The 16,997-nt window shown below is 31.5% G+C and carries 18 protein-coding genes and 1 tRNA gene; 16 read left to right on the top strand and 3 right to left on the bottom strand.

The genetic code is table 11. The annotated features are described in order from the left end of the window. The first annotated feature begins 1 nt into the window (after position 1). The 11 genes from mraY to MHN29_RS12900 all read left to right on the top strand — a co-directional run bounded on the left by mraY (position 2) and on the right by MHN29_RS12900 (position 11,766). A complete protein-coding gene (mraY, locus tag MHN29_RS12950; protein WP_235274987.1) occupies positions 2–1,228 on the top strand; it encodes a phospho-N-acetylmuramoyl-pentapeptide-transferase in 1,227 nt (408 codons plus the stop codon). A gap of 2 nt (positions 1,229–1,230) precedes the next feature. Then, a complete protein-coding gene (murD, locus tag MHN29_RS12945; protein ID WP_235274986.1) occupies positions 1,231–2,565 on the top strand; it encodes a UDP-N-acetylmuramoyl-L-alanine--D-glutamate ligase in 1,335 nt (444 codons plus the stop codon). Between the two features lie 15 nt (positions 2,566–2,580). Continuing rightward, positions 2,581–3,771 (top strand): FtsW/RodA/SpoVE family cell cycle protein, encoded by a 1,191-nt coding sequence (locus tag MHN29_RS12940; protein ID WP_235274985.1) that lies wholly within the window; start codon positions 2,581–2,583, stop codon positions 3,769–3,771. Continuing rightward, positions 3,755–4,846, top strand: coding sequence for an undecaprenyldiphospho-muramoylpentapeptide beta-N-acetylglucosaminyltransferase (murG, locus tag MHN29_RS12935; protein ID WP_235274984.1), 1,092 nt, complete (start codon positions 3,755–3,757; stop codon positions 4,844–4,846). The genes MHN29_RS12940 and murG overlap by 17 nt, the downstream gene beginning before the upstream one ends. Then, positions 4,846–6,198, top strand: coding sequence for a UDP-N-acetylmuramate--L-alanine ligase (gene murC, locus MHN29_RS12930; protein WP_235274983.1), 1,353 nt, complete (start codon positions 4,846–4,848; stop codon positions 6,196–6,198). The genes murG and murC overlap by 1 nt, the downstream gene beginning before the upstream one ends. Then, the gene (locus MHN29_RS12925; protein WP_235274982.1) at positions 6,195–6,935 is read left to right on the top strand and encodes a cell division protein FtsQ/DivIB; all 741 of its coding nucleotides are present in this window, start codon (positions 6,195–6,197) and stop codon (positions 6,933–6,935) included. The genes murC and MHN29_RS12925 overlap by 4 nt, the downstream gene beginning before the upstream one ends. Next, positions 6,922–8,259 (top strand): cell division protein FtsA, encoded by a 1,338-nt coding sequence (ftsA, locus tag MHN29_RS12920; protein ID WP_235274981.1) that lies wholly within the window; start codon positions 6,922–6,924, stop codon positions 8,257–8,259. The genes MHN29_RS12925 and ftsA overlap by 14 nt, the downstream gene beginning before the upstream one ends. Positions 8,260–8,348: 89 nt before the next feature. Further along, a complete protein-coding gene (gene ftsZ / locus MHN29_RS12915; protein ID WP_235274980.1) occupies positions 8,349–10,223 on the top strand; it encodes a cell division protein FtsZ in 1,875 nt (624 codons plus the stop codon). Positions 10,224–10,293: 70 nt separating this feature from the next. Beyond that, a complete protein-coding gene (locus tag MHN29_RS12910; RefSeq protein WP_235274979.1) occupies positions 10,294–10,740 on the top strand; it encodes a GatB/YqeY domain-containing protein in 447 nt (148 codons plus the stop codon). Between the two features lie 7 nt (positions 10,741–10,747). Beyond that, positions 10,748–10,821 (top strand) — tRNA-Arg (locus tag MHN29_RS12905). Positions 10,822–10,971: 150 nt separating this feature from the next. After that, complete coding sequence (locus MHN29_RS12900) at positions 10,972–11,766, top strand: zinc-dependent peptidase (RefSeq protein ID WP_235274978.1); 795 nt, start codon at positions 10,972–10,974, stop codon at positions 11,764–11,766. 1 nt (position 11,767) lies between these two features. Here MHN29_RS12900 and MHN29_RS12895 read toward each other — a convergent pair whose 3' ends face one another. Beyond that, a complete protein-coding gene (locus tag MHN29_RS12895; protein ID WP_150901001.1) occupies positions 11,768–12,400 on the bottom strand; it encodes a Crp/Fnr family transcriptional regulator in 633 nt (210 codons plus the stop codon). Between the two features lie 126 nt (positions 12,401–12,526). Between MHN29_RS12895 and MHN29_RS12890 the strand changes: the two genes are divergently transcribed. Both MHN29_RS12890 and MHN29_RS12885 read left to right on the top strand, forming a co-directional pair. Then, positions 12,527–12,946 (top strand): CBS domain-containing protein, encoded by a 420-nt coding sequence (locus MHN29_RS12890; RefSeq protein ID WP_235274977.1) that lies wholly within the window; start codon positions 12,527–12,529, stop codon positions 12,944–12,946. Between the two features lie 89 nt (positions 12,947–13,035). Further along, complete coding sequence (locus tag MHN29_RS12885) at positions 13,036–13,191, top strand: hypothetical protein (RefSeq protein WP_235274976.1); 156 nt, start codon at positions 13,036–13,038, stop codon at positions 13,189–13,191. Positions 13,192–13,294: 103 nt separating this feature from the next. On the opposite strand, the gene rpe is transcribed toward MHN29_RS12885, so the two are convergent. Both rpe and MHN29_RS12875 read right to left on the bottom strand, forming a co-directional pair. Then, positions 13,295–13,951, bottom strand: a complete 657-nt coding sequence (rpe, locus tag MHN29_RS12880) for a ribulose-phosphate 3-epimerase (protein ID WP_235274975.1) — start codon at positions 13,949–13,951, stop codon at positions 13,295–13,297. Positions 13,952–14,078: 127 nt separating this feature from the next. After that, positions 14,079–14,942, bottom strand: a complete 864-nt coding sequence (locus tag MHN29_RS12875; RefSeq protein ID WP_058884193.1) for an RNA polymerase sigma factor RpoD/SigA — start codon at positions 14,940–14,942, stop codon at positions 14,079–14,081. A 221-nt stretch (positions 14,943–15,163) separates the two neighbouring features. Between MHN29_RS12875 and MHN29_RS12870 the strand changes: the two genes are divergently transcribed. Genes MHN29_RS12870 through MHN29_RS12860 form a run of 3 tightly spaced genes read left to right on the top strand, consistent with a single transcriptional unit; the run spans position 15,164 to position 16,789 of the window. Then, positions 15,164–15,733 carry an RNA polymerase sigma factor gene (locus tag MHN29_RS12870; protein WP_150900998.1) on the top strand — a complete coding sequence of 190 codons (570 nt, stop codon included), beginning with the start codon at positions 15,164–15,166 and terminating at the stop codon, positions 15,731–15,733. Positions 15,734–15,738: 5 nt separating this feature from the next. Further along, a complete protein-coding gene (locus MHN29_RS12865; protein ID WP_150900997.1) occupies positions 15,739–15,942 on the top strand; it encodes a hypothetical protein in 204 nt (67 codons plus the stop codon). A 28-nt stretch (positions 15,943–15,970) separates the two neighbouring features. Then, on the top strand, positions 15,971–16,789 hold the full coding sequence (locus MHN29_RS12860) for a hypothetical protein (protein WP_235274974.1): 819 nt from the start codon (positions 15,971–15,973) through the stop codon (positions 16,787–16,789). The last annotated feature ends 208 nt before the right edge of the window (positions 16,790–16,997 follow it).

The following is a 16,997-nucleotide window of genomic DNA, read 5'->3' as shown; positions in this document are numbered from 1 at the left end:
GATGCTGTATTATATATTTCAATATTTAGAAAGCGAATTTAACCTAACGGGGGCGAGTGTATTTCAATTCATTACGTTTCGTTCAGCAACAGCGTTTATTTTGTCTTTATTAATCTCTACGATTTTTGGAAAAAAAATCATCAATTATTTAAGAAGACAGCAAGTAGGTGAAACGGTTAGAGATTTAGGTTTAGAGGGTCAGGTGCAAAAAGCAGGTACACCAACAATGGGAGGTGTTATTATCATTTTCGCAACATTAATACCAGTCTTATTATTAGCGAGGTTAGAAAATATTTATATCATCATTTTATTAATCACAACGGTTTGGATGGGGTTAATAGGTTTTGCGGATGATTATATAAAGGTGTTTAAGAAAGATAAGGCTGGATTGAAAGGTAAGTTTAAAGTTCTAGGTCAGGTTGGACTTGGACTTATTGTAGGTTCAATGCTTTATTTTCACCAAGATGTAACAATAAAAGAACAGTTGCCAGCTTCGGAGCAATTAGTTCAGGTTGATGGTAAGAAGAAGGTTTTTGGAGAAGCGCATAAATCAACTAAAACTACGGTGCCGTTTTTAAAAGATAATGAGTTAGATTATGCAAAAGCACTAAGTTTTCTAGGGGATGACTACAGGAAATATGGGTGGATTGTATTCATATTTGTTGTTGTATTTATCGTAACAGGAATTTCAAATGGAGCTAATTTAACAGATGGGATTGATGGTTTAGCGGCAGGAACATCTGCAATTATGGTGGTTACTTTGGCAATTTTTGCTTGGGTGTCTGGTAATATAATTTTTGCAGATTATTTAGATGTAATGTATATCCCTAAATCTGGAGAAATGGCAGTGTTTATACTTGCTTTTGCAGGAGCTTTAATAGGGTTTTTATGGTATAACACGTACCCAGCTCAAGTGTTTATGGGAGATACAGGAAGTTTAACTATAGGAGGGATTATAGCAGTAATAGCAATTGCAATTCGAAAAGAGTTATTGTTGCCAATATTAGCAGGAGTTTTTGTGGTTGAAAATTTATCGGTAATGATTCAGGTTTCTTGGTTTAAATATACAAAAAAGAAGTTTGGAGAAGGAAGGCGTGTTTTTAAAATGTCGCCTTTACATCATCATTATCAGAAGTCAAATTATCATGAGAGTAAAATTGTTACACGTTTTTGGATTGTAGGAATTTTATTAGCAGTGTTTACGATAGTAACTCTAAAACTGAGATAGTAATGGAAAGGTTGGTTGTTTTAGGAGGAGGAGAAAGCGGTGTAGGAACAGCTATTTTAGGAAAGCAAAAAGGTTTTGATGTTTTTGTTTCAGATAAAGGAAGCATAGCAGAAAGTTATAAAAAGGTTCTTTTACATAATGCTATAGATTTTGAAGAAAATCAGCATACGGAAAGTAAAATATTGAACGCCGATTTGGTGATGAAAAGCCCTGGTATACCAGAAAAGGTTGTCTTAGTGCAAAAGTTGATTGTAGCAGGTGTGAAGGTTATTTCTGAAATAGAGTTTGCGTCTAAATATACAAATGCAACTATAGTAGGGATAACGGGATCAAATGGTAAAACAACTACAACAATGTTGGTGCATCACTTGTTAAAACAAGGAGGGTTAAATGTTGGAGTAGGTGGTAATATAGGTGATAGTTTTGCGCAGCAAATAGCAGAGCAAGATTACAAAGAGTATGTGTTGGAATTGAGTAGTTTTCAGTTGGATGGGATTGAAGAGTTTAATTCACATATAGCAATTATAACAAACATATCACCAGATCATTTGGATAGATATGATTATGATTTTGAAAAATACATAGCGTCAAAGTTTCGCATTACAAAAAATCAAACAGAAAAAGATTTTTTGATTTATGACGCAGATGATAAAGCGATACAAAATTGGTTGAAAAATAATACAGTAAAGGCAAAATTAGTTCCTTTTTCAGTTGAAAAAGAATTAGAGTTTGGTGCCTTTTTAAGACAAGATAAGATAATAATGAAATTAAATACAGAAGAAGTACTAATGAATGTTTCTGAATTAGCATTAAAAGGAAAACATAATACTAAGAATGCAATGGCAGCATCAATGGCAGCTCGATTATTACAGGTTAGAAAAAATACAATAGCAGAGAGTTTATCTGATTTTGAAGGTGTAGAGCATCGTTTAGAAAATGTTCAAAAAATTAATGGAGTTCAGTATATAAACGATAGTAAAGCTACAAACGTAAATGCTGTTTATTATGCATTAGAATGTATGGAAGCTCCTACAGTATGGATAGTAGGAGGTGTAGATAAAGGAAATGATTACACAGACTTAATGCCTTTGGTTAGAGAAAAGGTAAAAGCAATTGTATGTTTAGGGTTGGATAATCAAAAGATTATTGAAACATTTCAAAATGTTGTAGAAGTAATGGTTGAAACAGCAGGAGCTGAAGAAGCTGTTAAGGTGTCTCATAAAATAGCAAAAAAGGGAGATGTAGTTCTGTTATCGCCAGCATGTGCTAGTTTTGATTTGTTTGATAGTTACGAGGATCGAGGGAATAAATTTAGAGAAGCGGTTAAAAATTTATAAAACTAAAACTGATTGATGAAAACCATCTTTCAACATATTAAAGGGGATAGAGCTATATGGGCAATTGTTGCTATGTTGGCTATATTCTCGTTTATGCCAATTTATAGTGCAAGTACTAACTTAGTATACGTAGTAGGTAATGGTTCTACTTTAGGGCATTTAGTAAAGCATATTGTTTTATTAATTACTGGTTTTGCAATAATTTATGGCGTTCATAAAGTACCATACAGATATTTTAGCGGAGGTTCTATTCTAATGCTTCCTGTAGTGGTGTTGCTTCTGATAGTAACCTTGGCGCAAGGAACAATTATTGGAGGTGCCAATGCAAGTAGGTGGATTCGAATTCCGTTTGTGGGTATAGGTTTTCAAACATCTACCTTGGCAGGTTTAGTTTTAATGGTGTATGTGGCAAGGTATTTGGCTAGAAATAAAGAAAAAGTAATAGTATTTAAAGAAAGCTTAATAAAGCTTTGGTTACCTGTAGGTATAGTTTTAGTACTTGTGTTACCAGCAAACTTCTCAACAACAGCAATAGTTTTTACAATGATTTTATTGTTAAGTTATATTGGAGGGTATCCATTAAAGTTTATAGGCTACATACTAAGTATGGGGCTTTTTGCTTTGTTGTTTTTTATACTAGTAGCTAAGGCATTTCCAGATGCAATGCCAAATCGTGTTAATACTTGGCAAAGCAGGATAGAAAATTTTTCAAAATCTGATGGAAAAGAAGATTATCAGGTTGAAAAAGCTAAAATTGCGATAGCTACAGGTGGTGTAGTTGGAAGAGGTCCAGGAAAAAGCGTTCAGAAGAATTTCTTACCACAGTCATCATCAGATTTTATTTATGCTATAATTGTAGAGGAGTATGGTTTGGTTGGTGCTGTAATTGTAGTGTTTATATACTTTTTATTGTTGTTTAGAATTTTGATAACAGCAAAGAAGGCAACAACAATTTTTGCAACACTAATGGTAATAGGAGTAGGTGTTCCAATAGTTTTTCAAGCAATGATAAATATGGCGGTAGCTGTAAATATTTTACCAGTAACAGGTCAAACACTTCCGTTAATAAGTAGTGGAGGAACCTCTATTTGGATGACATGTTTTGCTTTGGGAATGATATTGAGTGTGAGTGCTTCAAAGAATGAAACAGAAGAAACAATTTTAGATGATAATCCTTTAGATATTTTACATGAAACAATCGATTAACATCATAATAAGCGGAGGAGGAACTGGAGGTCATATATATCCAGCAATAGCTATAGCGAATGAAATAAAAGTTCGTTATCCAGGGGCTAATATTTTATTTGTGGGAGCAAAAGATAAAATGGAGATGGAAAAAGTACCGCAAGCAGGATATGATATAGAAGGATTGTGGATATCTGGAATTCAAAGAAAATTAACAGCTAAAAATTTATTGTTTCCATTTAAGTTGCTAAGTAGTTTGTGGAAAGCTCATAGAATTATTAGAAAGTTTAAGCCAGATGTTGCCATAGGAACGGGAGGTTTTGCAAGTGGACCAACATTAATGGTAGCTAACAAGAAAGGAATTCCAACACTAATACAAGAACAAAATTCATATCCGGGGATTACGAATAAGTTATTAAGTAAAAAAGCAGGGAAAATATGTGTGGCATATGAGAATTTAGAGCGTTTTTTTCCTGAAGAAAAAATAATAAAAACAGGAAATCCAGTACGTCAAGATTTACTGTTTATACACACAAAGGATGAAGAGGGTAAGGAGTTTTTTGAGTTAGATTCAAAAAAGAAAACAATCTTAGTGTTAGGAGGAAGTTTAGGAGCAAGAAAAATAAATCAGTTAATAGAAGCTAATTTAGAATTCTTTAAAGAGCAAAAAGTACAATTGATTTGGCAATGTGGGAAGTTGTATTTTGAAGAATATCAAAAATATAATGAGCTAGAGAATGTACAAGTGCATCAATTTTTAAATAGAATGGATTTGGCTTATGCAGCGGCAGATTTTATTGTTTCAAGAGCAGGGGCAAGTTCAGTTTCAGAGTTGTGTATTGTAGGGAAACCAACAATATTTATACCTTCTCCTAATGTGGCAGAAGATCATCAAACTAAAAATGCAAAATCGATAGCAGATAAACATGGTGCGATTTTAGTAAAGGAAAAAGAGTTAGATACATTTCCAATAGTGTTAGAAACTTTACTAAAAGATGAAGGAAAGCAACAAAGCTTAAGTGAAAATATAAATGAGTTAGCATTGCCAAATGCAACAAGTGATATAGTTAACGAAATAGAAAAATTAATTATTTAGTGAATTTAAAAACGATACATAACGTTTATTTTATAGGTGTAGGAGGAATAGGAATGAGTGCTATTGCGCGTTATTTTTCTATGAACGGGAAAAAAGTATGTGGTTATGATAAAACACCAAGTCCAATAACTAAGAAGTTAGAAGAGATTGGTGTTGAAATTCATTTTGAAGATTCAATTAAAAATATACCTCTTTCTTTTTTAGAGAAAGAAAAAACACTGATTGTTTATACGCCAGCAATTCCAAAAGATCATGAGGAGTTAGGTTATTTTAAAAATAATGGGTTTGTAATTTTAAAAAGAGCAGAAATTTTAGGAGAAATTACAAGAAATACCTTCTGTTTAGGAGTGGCAGGAACTCATGGAAAAACAACTACATCTTCTATTTTGGGGCATATTATGCAGCCAGAGAAAGCAACTTCTTTTTTAGGTGGTATAGCAGAGAATTATAACTCAAATCTTATTTTAGGAGAGGATAAAGTTTCGGTGGTAGAAGCAGATGAGTTTGATAGATCGTTTTTAAAATTATCTCCAAATATAGCTTGTGTAACCTCCATGGATGCGGATCATTTAGATATTTATGGGGAGAGTGAAGCGTTGCAACAATCGTTTAGAGATTTTTCAAGCAAGGTGTCAGATACTCTAATAGTGGCTAAGGGAATTCCTTTGAAAGGACTTACGTATGGAGTGAATGAAGCAGCAGATTATAAAGCATATAATGTTAAAGTAGCAGAAGGGAAATATGTTTTTGATGTGCAAACACCAACATCAGAAATAAAAAATATTGAATTTCATTTGCCAGGAAAGCATAATATGATGAATGCTTTAGCGGCTTTAGCAATGGCAGATGTTTATGGAGTGTCTTTAGAAAATATAAAAGAGCAGTTAAAGACATTTAAAGGGGTGCAGAGAAGGTTTTCATATAAAATTAAAACTGAAAATTTAGTTTTAATAGATGATTATGCACATCATCCAACAGAAATAAAAGCAGTGGAGCATTCGGTAAGAGAAATGTATCCAAAAGATAAAGTGTTGGCGGTTTTTCAACCACATTTATTCAGTAGAACAAAAGATTTTGCAGATGATTTTGCAGAAGCGCTTTCTAAATTTGATGAAGTGTTGTTGTTAGATATATATCCTGCCAGAGAACTGCCAATTGAAGGAGTAACATCGTCATGGTTATTAGATAAAATGAGTTTGAAAAGTAAAAAGCTTGTATCTAAAGAAAAACTGAGTGACGAAATATTGAAATCTGAGTCAAAAATTATAGCAATGTTAGGTGCTGGAGATATCGGATTATTGGTTGATGAAGTGAAAGAAAGTTTAGAAGAAAAATACACAAATCAAATATGAAAAAAGTAATAACATATTTATCTTTTTTCCTCTTGCTGATGTTTTTTGGCTTTTTGTATGGGTTTACTACAGGTAAAAATGGTAGTAAAAAGGTGAAAAATACAGTGGTTGAATTTGAAGCGGGAGACAATAACTTTTTGACGCACAGTATAGTTGATAAATTGTTAATACAAAATAAAGAATTTGTTAAAAACCAACCGAAAAGAGTGGTAGATTTACATTTTCTAGAAACTAATGTTTTGGCGAACCCGTATGTTGAAAAAGCAACCGTTTTTTTAACAGTAGATGGGGTGTTGAAAACTGTAATAAAACAGCGAAAACCAATAGCTCGAATTGTTGATAAAGGTAAGTCCTTCTATGTTGATAAGTTTGGTGTTAAAATACCAATGTCAACCAATTTTTCGGCTAGAGTACCGTTAGTTTCAGGGGTAAGGGAGTCTGAGGATATCAAAGAATTAATAGCGTTAATAAAGGCGATTGAAAGTAACGATTTTTTTTCAAAAGAAATCATTGCAATTCAAAAAAACGCTCAGAAAGAATATGTGTTTACTGTGCGTAGCGGTGATTATAAGATTCTTTTTGGAAAATTGGAAGATGTAGATATAAAGTTTAAAAAATTAATGGCTTTTTATAACAAAGCCTTAGTTGATAAAACGATAAAAAAGTATAAGATAATAAATGTAAAATACCACAACCAAGTTGTGTGCACAAAACAAAATCAAGATGGAAAACAATAAAATTGCAGTTGGTCTAGATATTGGTACTACCAAAATTGTTGCCATGATTGGTCGTAAAAACGAGTATGGTAAATTAGAGGTTTTAGGTATAGGTAAAGCCAAAAGTTTAGGTGTAAAACGAGGTGTGGTTAATAATATAACACAAACAATTCAATCAATACAACAAGCTGTTGATGAAGCACAGAGTGTTTCTGGTCAACAGATAGAAAATGTTGTAGTAGGTATTGCAGGGCAACATATTAGAAGTTTGCATCATAGCGATTATATAACTCGTGAAAAATCGGACGAAGTAATTGATCAAGTTGATATTGAAAACTTGGTTGAGCAAGTACATAAATTAGTAATGCTTCCAGGCGAAGAGATTATTCATGTATTACCTCAAGAGTTTAAAGTAGATAGTCAACCAGAAATTAAGGAACCTATCGGAATGTATGGAGGTAGACTAGAAGCAAATTTTCACGTTGTAGTAGGGCAAGTTTCTTCAATTAGAAATATTGGTCGTTGTGTAAAAAGTGCCGGGTTGAATTTGTCAGACATAACATTAGAGCCGTTAGCGTCAGCGTCAGCGGTGTTAAGTCAAGAAGAAAAAGAAGCAGGAGTAGCTTTAATTGATATAGGTGGAGGAACAACTGATTTAGCAATATTTAAAGATGGGATTATTCGTCATACGGCGGTGATTCCTTTTGGAGGTAATGTTATAACCGAAGATATAAAAGAAGGTTGTTCAATTATTGAAAAACAAGCTGAGTTATTAAAAATAAAGTTTGGTTCAGCTTGGCCAGGAGAAAATAAAGAAACAGAGATTGTTTCAATTCCAGGTTTAAGAGGAAGAGAACCAAAAGAGATAACCCTTAAAAATTTATCTAAAATAATACATGCAAGAGTACAAGAAATTATAGAGCATGTGTATTTAGAAATAAAGAATTATGGGCACGAAACTCAAAAAGGAAAGCTAATTGCAGGTATAGTTTTAACAGGAGGTGGTTCTCAGTTAAAGCATTTACGACAATTAGTTGAATATATTACAGGAATGGATGTTCGTATTGGTTACCCAAATGAACATTTAGCAGGAGATTCAGATGAAGTATTATCAAGTCCGTCATATGCAACAGCCGTTGGTTTGTTAATGGAAGGTTTACAGAAAGAAGAGTCTTGTGAAGTAGAAGAAATTGTTGAAGAACCAATTGAAGAAATAGAGCCAGAGGCGGTTGAAGAAAAAGAGGTTTTACAGCAAGAGGTAGAGCAAAGAACAAAAGAAAAGTCTAAGTCGTTTTTTGAAAAATTTACTGAAAGATTCAAAGAATTTTTAGATAACGCAGAATAGACAAGTTAAAATAAATAATAAAAATTACTCCTATTTATCCCCTAAAGAGGAGCGTAAAATGAATATGAATTAATAAAAGAAAAGTTATTATGAGCACAGAATTCAATAACATTTCATTCGACATGCCGAAAACACAATCGAATGCCATTAAAGTAATTGGTGTTGGTGGGGGAGGAAGTAATGCAGTAAACCACATGTATAGTAAACAAATTCACGGAGTAGATTTCGTAATTTGTAATACTGATGCACAAGCACTAGAGAATAGTCCAATTCCTAATAAAGTTCAGTTAGGAGCTCACTTAACTTCAGGGTTAGGTGCAGGGGCAAATCCTGAGGTTGGAGCACAAGCAGCAGCTGAGAGTATACAAGAAATTCAGCAAATGTTAAGTACACATACTAAGATGGTTTTTATAACTGCTGGTATGGGAGGTGGTACAGGAACTGGAGCGGCTCCTATTATTGCTAAAATAGCAAAGGATATGGATATTTTAACGGTAGGAATCGTTACAATGCCATTTCAGTTTGAAGGAAGAATGCGCTCAAAACAAGCTCAAAAAGGAATTGATGAATTACGTGAAAATGTAGATTCATTAATTGTAATTAATAACAATAAATTACGTGAGGTTTACGGTAATTTAGGTTTCAAAGCAGGTTTTTCTAAAGCAGATGAAGTTTTAGCAACGGCAGCAAAAGGAATTGCAGAGGTAATTACACATCACTATAAGCAAAATATCGATTTACATGATGCTAAAACAGTATTGTCAAATAGTGGTACTGCAATTATGGGGTCGGCAAAAGAAGCAGGAGCGAATCGTGCTAAAAATGCAATTGTAAAAGCTTTAGATTCACCATTATTAAACGACAATAAAATTACTGGTGCTAAGAATGTATTGTTGTTAATAGTTTCAGGAGCAAATGAAGTAACTTTAGATGAGATAGGAGAAATTAACGATTATATTCAAACTGAAGCAGGTTACGATGCTAATATCATTATGGGTATTGGAGAAGACGAAGCTTTAGAAGATGGTATAGCAGTTACTATTGTAGCTACTGGTTTTACGGCAGATCAGCAAGGAACAATAACAAATACTGAGGTAAAGAAAATTGTTCATACGTTAGAAGATGAGCAAAAAGCAACTTATAGTTTTGGTGAAAAGAAAATAGAAACAGCTCCTAGTATAGATGAACCTTTAACTGTTAAACCTAAAAATGAAAAGGTAGTACATGTTTTAGAGGAAGAGGAAGAAAAAACACCAAAGTTTAACTTAATTCCTACAACCGATGTAATTAAAAATATCGATGTAGTATATGATGAAATTGCTTTGGAATCAGTTTCTGAAGATGATTTTATCATTACGAATATAACAGAGCAAAAAGTTGAGAAGAAAGAGGTAAAGCAACAACCAATTCAACAAGATTTACTATTCGATTTGCCTTTAAATTCGTATGAAGAAGTTACGCCTAATACTCGTTTAGTTGAAACTACAAAAGAAATTGAAAACATTGATGTAGTTGCTGAGAATGTGAAGCCACAAGCACATCAAGTAGAGAAACGTTATGTCTTAGATGATTTTGATGTACAGCCAACTATAGGAAAAAGCTCAACTCCTATTATAAAAGAAGAAGTAGAAGAGGAGTTACAATTTGAAGTTACGAGTAAAGTTCAGGAAAAAGTTAATGAAATAGAAACAACAAGTGAAGAAGTTTCTCCGTTAAGTTTAACAATTTCTGAATTACAAAAGAGAGCACAGGAGAGACGTGAGAAGATGAAAGGCTTTAATTATAAGTTCAATGATCAGGTTAGTAAAAATATCGATGATATTGAAAAACAGCCAGCATACAAAAGATTGGGTGTAGATATTGATTCTGGTTCAGATATCAGTAAGTCAGATACGGCATTGAATACTGATAACAACGATTTATCACGTACCAATAATTCATTTTTACACGATAACGTAGATTAATTAAATAATAAAATATATTTTTAAATTCCCGATTTTTTCGGGAATTTTTTAATACTAAAAAATAATAACTATGAGTTTGCAAAAACAAGTAATGGATAAAATGAAAGAAGCTATGAAATCTAAAGATACAGTAGCTTTAACAGCTTTAAGAGCATTGAAATCTGCTTTCATGTTAGCTAAAACAGAATCAGGAGCAGGAGAGCTTTCAGAAGCTGAAGAATTAAAAATTATACAAAAACAAGTAAAACAACGAAAAGATAGTGCTGATGTTTTTTCAGAGCAAGGTAGAGAAGATCTAGCTGAACCAGAATTAGCTGAAGCAGCAGTATTAGAGCAGTTTTTACCTGAAGCACTTTCAGAAGAAGAAATAGAAAAGGTTGTAAAAGAAACAATCAAGAAAGTCGGAGCTGAAGGAATGAAAGATATGGGTAAAGTAATGGGAATTGTTTCAAAACAATTAGCTGGACAAGCTGATGGGAAAATAATTTCAACTATAGTCCGTAAAAATTTAGGATAACTAAATGGGCCCAGTAGTTCAACTGGATAGAATATCAGATTTCGGCTCTGACGGTTAGAGGTTCGAATCCTCTCTGGGTCACAAAATAAAAAGCAGTAGAAGTTGTTCTACTGCTTTTTTTAGGGAAAAAGAAAAAGGGGTGCACTCTCTTTTGAGTGAGCAATAAAAGTATAAAACAAGTATTTTAAATTGTGTAACAAATGTTACATAAGAGATGTTTATTTTAATGATATGAAATATTTTTCAATAATAAAATACACGGGAGCTTTCCTAAGTTTCTTAGGTGTAGGGATAAATATTGTGGAAAGAATTTATGTTAGTGTTTTTAGAAAACCAATTTTTGTGCATCTCTATTTGGTAAAAAAGAAACTTCCGAAGAAAAAGAAAGCTTTTTTAGTAGAGAATGTGTCCTTTTACACTAGACTTAACAATAAGGAAAAAGAATATTTTGAACATAGGTTAGTTCAGTTTTTTAGGAAGTATGATTTTGTTCAAAGAGGAAAGGTTGAATTAACACCAGAAATTAAAGTTTTAATAGCTTCATCATATATAAAACTAACTTTTGGTATGAGAAAATATATAACTACAACTTTTGATAGAATTATAGTTTACCCTCAAAGTTTTTATTCATTATCTACCAAAAAATATCATAAAGGAGAGTTTAATCCTCGATTTAAAACAATAGCTTTTTCATGGGAAGATTTTCTGTTGGGAGAAATTATTGTAAACGATAATTTAAACTTAGGAATTCATGAGTTTACACATGCATTAACTTTTCATGGAAGCAAATCGAAAGATGTAAGTGCAAAAATATTCTATAAAGTATTTGTAGAAATAGTAAGTTTTATGAATGATAAAAGAAATGTAGAGCAGATAAAAAAATCTAATTACTTTAGAAATTACGCCTTTACAAACAAATTAGAGTTTATGTCGGTAATTATGGAGCATTTTTTTGAAACACCAGAAGATTTGCAAAAGAAATTTCCGGTGTTATATAAGAAAATTAAAATAATGTTGAATTATTAACTTATAATTCTAATACTTTTATTTGATTGCGATGTAATTCTATTTTTTCTTGCTTTTCAAGAGCTTTTAATAAACGAGAAATAACAACTCTTGAAGTGTGTAAATCATTGGCTATTTGTTGATGTGTAGCTGAAATAACAACATTATTAGTAACCATTGCTTTATCTTTTAGGTATTTATACAGGCGATCATGCATGTTTAAAAAAGCAATAGAGTCAACAGCTTCAATAAATTCATTAAGTCGCGAATGATAACTTTGTAAAATATATTCCTGCCAGCTTTTGTATTTACTAAGCCATTCAGACATTTTATTTTTAGGTATCATCAATAGTTTGATGTCTGTTTCAGCTACAGCTTTAATTTTACTTTTTGTTTCTCCCATACAACAAGAAAGCGTCATAGCACAAGTATCACCTTTTTCTATATAATATAGCACAAGTTCATCACCGTCTTTATCTTCTCTTAATATTTTAATAGCACCGCTAATTATTAAGGGAATAGAAACCATATAGCTATCAACATCAATAATAATAGTATTGGCTTCAAACTCTTTGTAAACGGCTAAATTTGAAATTTCATTAATTAATTCATCTTCAAATATGTATCCGTAGTGTTTTTTTAAATCTAGTATCAATTTTGTCTTTGTTTTCAAGGGATAATTTACAAAGAAATAAAATAAAATGATATGATTTTAATCAGTTTTTCTGAGGGATTTATTTCTGAAATTTGATATAGAAATTAATAATAAAATCATATAAAAATGAAAAAAAGAACGCCAGTATCAGTTATTATGAGTAAAAATGTAATTACGTTAAGTAGTACAGATGATTTATTGCGTGCAGAAGAATTATTTAAAAAAGAACGTATAAGACATATTCCTGTAGTAAGTGGTTCAGAAATTAAAGGAATGCTTAGTTATACAGATTTATTAAGAATAAGTTTTGCTGATGCAATAAATGATGATGAAACAGATGTTGATACAGTAGTATATAACATGTTTACTATTGATCAAGTAATGGCTAAAAACTTAGTAACGGTTAGCTCTTCAACAACAATTAAAGAAGTAGCAGAAATTTTATCTAAAAAAGAGTTTCATGCGTTACCAGTAGTTGATAAGGGTGAACTAGTAGGGATTGTTACTACTACTGATTTGATTTACTACTTGTTAGAGCAGTTTTAAAAGTAAGGAAAAACCTTACTTATATTACGGATTTTTTTAACTAAGCTTGTTTTTTATAATTTATTTTTGAGAAAATAAAATATATTATTATGCTAAAAAACTTATCAAACTTAGGTTCAGTTTTAAATAAATCAGAGCAAAAGTCTATCAAAGGTGGTTGGATTTATGTTATGTGTTTAACATGTGATCCTCTTCCAGATGGTTATGTTTGTATGAACAAACCATTTTGTGGTGACCAAACTTAAAAAACAAATAAATTCTACTATTTATTTAAGGTTTTAGTAGAGGAAATTAAAGGCAATTTTATTTAATAAAATTGCCTTTATATATTTTAAGTAGTTTTTAAACTTAATTAATAATATCTTTTAAGTTTGAAATTGTTTCAGTAGGGTTATCACTTTTAAAAACAAAACTACCTGCAACTAAAACATCTGCTCCAGCTTCAATTAGTTTATTTGCATTTTGATCACTTACGCCACCATCAATTTCAATTTTACATTTAGAACTTGTAAACTCTATTAAGTGTTTTAATTGAGAAACTTTTTTATAAGTATTTTCTATAAAAGATTGCCCTCCAAAACCAGGATTAACACTCATAATGCACACCAAGTCCAAATCTTCAATAATATCTTCTAAAACAGCTATTGGAGTATGAGGGTTTAATGCAACTCCAGCTTTCATTCCTGAAGCTTTAATTGCTTGTATTGTTCTGTGTAAATGTGTACAAGCTTCGTAATGTACTGTTAAAATATCTGCTCCTAAGTCAGCAAAAGTATTAATATACCTATCAGGATCTACGATCATTAAGTGTACATCAATAGTTTTATTTGCGTGTTTAGATATTGCTTTTAAAACAGGCATTCCAAAAGAAATGTTAGGTACAAACACACCGTCCATGATATCAATATGAAACCAATCGGCTTTACTGTTGTTAACCATTTCTACATCTCGTTGTAGATTTCCAAAATCAGCTGCTAAAATTGAAGGAGCTACTAGTTTTTCCATTATATGTTGTTGTGTTGTTGTGAATGGCAAATATAGTTAAAACTATAAAGTGAATAAAAAAGAAAACTCTCGAGTAATCGAGAGTTTTTTATCATACATATAGTTGTATAACTATAGTTATTAGTTTTTAACCTAAGTAAGTCATTAAGATTTTGCTTCGAGATGTATGCTTTAATCTACGAATAGCTTTTTCTTTAATTTGTCTTACACGCTCACGAGTTAAATCGAAAGTTTCACCAATTTCTTCTAAAGTCATTGGTTGGTGCTCACCTAAACCAAAGTATAACTTAACAACATCAGCCTCACGAGGAGTTAATGTTTCTAAGGCACGATTAATTTCAATACGTAAAGATTCGTGTAATAAAGTTCTATCTGGGTTTGGAGATTCACCTGAGTTCAATACATCATATAAGTTAGAATCTTCACCTTCAATTAATGGAGCATCCATAGATACGTGACGTCCAGAGTTTTTCATAGACTCTTTTACGTCGTTAACAGTCATGTCTAATTTCTTAGCAATCTCTTCAGGACTTGGAGGTCTTTCGTTTTCTTGCTCTAAGAAAGCATACATTTTATTGATTTTATTAATAGAACCAATTTTGTTTAACGGTAAACGTACAATACGAGATTGTTCAGCTAAAGCTTGTAATATAGATTGACGAATCCACCAAACAGCATAAGAGATAAATTTAAAACCACGAGTTTCATCGAAACGCTTAGCAGCTTTAATTAAACCTAAATTACCTTCATTAATTAAATCAGGTAAAGTTAATCCTTGGTTTTGGTATTGTTTTGCTACAGAAACTACAAAACGTAAGTTGGCTTTAGTTAGTTTTTCTAAGGCTCTTTGGTCACCAGCTTTGATTCTTTGTGCTAATTCAACTTCTTCATCGGCAGTAATTAAATCTACCTTTCCTATTTCCTGTAAATATTTATCTAAAGATGCGGTTTCTCTATTGGTAACCTGTTTTGTAATCTTAAGTTGTCTCATGTAATTACGAAATATTTTAATTATCTATTGGCTTACATATTCTTATACGTAAGATGTTATATGAATGTTACAAAAAGGGAGAATTTTTTTATAAAATTTTCCAATCTGTTAAAGAATTGTTAATTTCGAACTTTGAAGAGAAAAATAAAAGTGACTTCTTCTAAAATAAAGTGTCTAAATAGCAAGTCTAATTATAACCATAAGGAAATCAAACTTAGCCCTTGAAAAGTCTTGATGCTACAAAATTTAGTGATGAAGAGCTGGTTGCTAAAATAGTGGAGAAAAATGATACTCATTTGTTCGCTGTTTTGTACGACCGCTATGCTGCTGTTGTATATAACAAGTGCTATGGTTTTTCTAAGAGCAAAGAAGAAGCTCAAGACTTAACCCACGATGTTTTTATACGCCTATTTGTAAAACTAAGAACTTTCAAAGGAAGATCTAAGTTTTCTACATGGCTATATTCCTTTACTTATAATTTCTGTGTAAATTACGTGCAAAGAAATAAGGAAAAGAAAAAGGAAAGAGTAACAGTAGTAACAGACCAAATTAAAGAAGAAACAAACGAAGATGAAATAGATGATGCTGATTTATTTGAGTTAAAATCGGATAAATTAGCTAAAGCACTCGAAATGATATCTCCTTCGGAGAAAATGATTTTATTAATGAAATATCAAGATGATATGTCTATTAAAGAAATCTCAGTATTATTAGAGTTGGGAGATAGCGCAGTAAAAATGCGTTTAAAAAGAGCCAAAGAAAAAGTAGTAAAAGCGTATAACAAATTGTAATAATTATGGATAATCCATTTAAGAAAATATTACATAGTGAAGAGTTGCCAGAGGTACTTAAAGAAAAAGTACTTAACGATGTGGCAATGATTAAGCTTTCAATAGATATGGCTGATTTATTTGTGGTAAAATACCCAAATACAATAGCTGATTTATTAGGAGGAGGTACGCCTAAAAAAGAGTCTGAAGAAGAAAACAACCAAAACTAAATATATACAACCATAACACACTATTATTATGAACGCCTTGCAAATAGATATTTTAAAACCTTTTAAAGATATTTTTCAAAATGTTGTAGATTCATTACCTACAGTAGTGGGATTTATCGGCTTTGTAATTGTTGCCTGGATAATTATTAAAGTATTCTTGTATATAGTGAGAAAGGCTTTAGCAAAAACTAAAATAGATGAATGGTCTAAAAAATTAAGAAAAACTGAGATTTTTGGAAATAGTACAATTAATATAGTGCTAACCAATGTAATCTTAGCCGTATTAAAATGGTTTTTAATATTAACATTTGTTATGGCAGGTTCTAATATTTTTGGACTTAATGTAGTTTCTGAAGGAATACAAAACTTTTTTGCGTATTTACCTAAACTATTAACAGCTCTTGGAATTTTTGTTGCGGGTGCGTATTTAGGTACTGTTGTAAAGAAGGCTATTCAATCAATGTTTAAATCACTAGAAATTTCTGGAGGCAATTTAGTTGGAAATATAGCGTTTTACTTAATAGTTGTATTTTTATCAATAACAGCATTAGATCAAGCAGGAGTAGATACTTCTGTTATAAAAAGTAACTTAACTCTGTTAATAGGTTCAGTACTTTTAGCTTTTACAATAGCTTTTGGTTTAGGTGCAAGAGATGCGGTTTCTAGATTGCTTTTTGGTTACTATTCAAGAAAGAATATAGGAATTGGTGAAAAAGTAGTGATAGGAGATGTAGAAGGAGTAGTTACAGCGATAGATAATATATGCTTTACAGTAACAACAGCAGATGGTAAAATTGTTTTACCGATCAAAGATGTGGTAAACAGTAAAATAATTATAAAAAAATAACGTATTAACTTTTTTTTTATATATTTGGCAAATATATTATATTAAAGAAAGATAATTTTAAGAAATGATAGATTTCGGGGGACTTCTATCTTATAGGTGAAGATTTATTCTTTGCTAATTAAATGGCCATTGAGAAATGGTCATTTTTTTTGTCTTTTTTTGTGACCATATAAAAATTAAAGTGTCTAAATAATTAGAGATAGGTATC

Origin of the sequence: Tenacibaculum sp. Cn5-46, from assembly GCF_022347705.1 — a bacterium.
GTDB classification, from domain to species: Bacteria; Bacteroidota; Bacteroidia; order Flavobacteriales; family Flavobacteriaceae; genus Polaribacter; species Polaribacter aiptasiae.
The sequence above is the reverse complement of the archived record's forward strand: the minus strand, read 5'-3'. Positions and strand labels throughout refer to the sequence as shown.

Excerpts from the sequence above, each read along its gene's own strand:
- mraY (WP_235274987.1), top strand. The coding sequence starts at position 2 with ATGCTGTATTATATATTTCAATATTTAGAAAGCGAATTTAACCTAACG.
- murD (WP_235274986.1), top strand. The coding sequence starts at position 1,231 with ATGGAAAGGTTGGTTGTTTTAGGAGGAGGAGAAAGCGGTGTAGGAACA.
- MHN29_RS12940 (WP_235274985.1), top strand. The coding sequence starts at position 2,581 with ATGAAAACCATCTTTCAACATATTAAAGGGGATAGAGCTATATGGGCA.
- murG (WP_235274984.1), top strand. The coding sequence starts at position 3,755 with ATGAAACAATCGATTAACATCATAATAAGCGGAGGAGGAACTGGAGGT.
- MHN29_RS12925 (WP_235274982.1), top strand. The coding sequence starts at position 6,195 with ATGAAAAAAGTAATAACATATTTATCTTTTTTCCTCTTGCTGATGTTT.
- ftsA (WP_235274981.1), top strand. The coding sequence starts at position 6,922 with ATGGAAAACAATAAAATTGCAGTTGGTCTAGATATTGGTACTACCAAA.
- ftsZ (WP_235274980.1), top strand. The coding sequence starts at position 8,349 with ATGAGCACAGAATTCAATAACATTTCATTCGACATGCCGAAAACACAA.
- MHN29_RS12910 (WP_235274979.1), top strand. The coding sequence starts at position 10,294 with ATGAGTTTGCAAAAACAAGTAATGGATAAAATGAAAGAAGCTATGAAA.
- MHN29_RS12900 (WP_235274978.1), top strand. The coding sequence starts at position 10,972 with ATGAAATATTTTTCAATAATAAAATACACGGGAGCTTTCCTAAGTTTC.
- MHN29_RS12890 (WP_235274977.1), top strand. The coding sequence starts at position 12,527 with ATGAAAAAAAGAACGCCAGTATCAGTTATTATGAGTAAAAATGTAATT.
- MHN29_RS12885 (WP_235274976.1), top strand. The coding sequence starts at position 13,036 with ATGCTAAAAAACTTATCAAACTTAGGTTCAGTTTTAAATAAATCAGAG.
- rpe (WP_235274975.1), bottom strand. The coding sequence starts at position 13,951 with ATGGAAAAACTAGTAGCTCCTTCAATTTTAGCAGCTGATTTTGGAAAT.
- MHN29_RS12875 (WP_058884193.1), bottom strand. The coding sequence starts at position 14,942 with ATGAGACAACTTAAGATTACAAAACAGGTTACCAATAGAGAAACCGCA.
- MHN29_RS12865 (WP_150900997.1), top strand. The coding sequence starts at position 15,739 with ATGGATAATCCATTTAAGAAAATATTACATAGTGAAGAGTTGCCAGAG.
- MHN29_RS12860 (WP_235274974.1), top strand. The coding sequence starts at position 15,971 with ATGAACGCCTTGCAAATAGATATTTTAAAACCTTTTAAAGATATTTTT.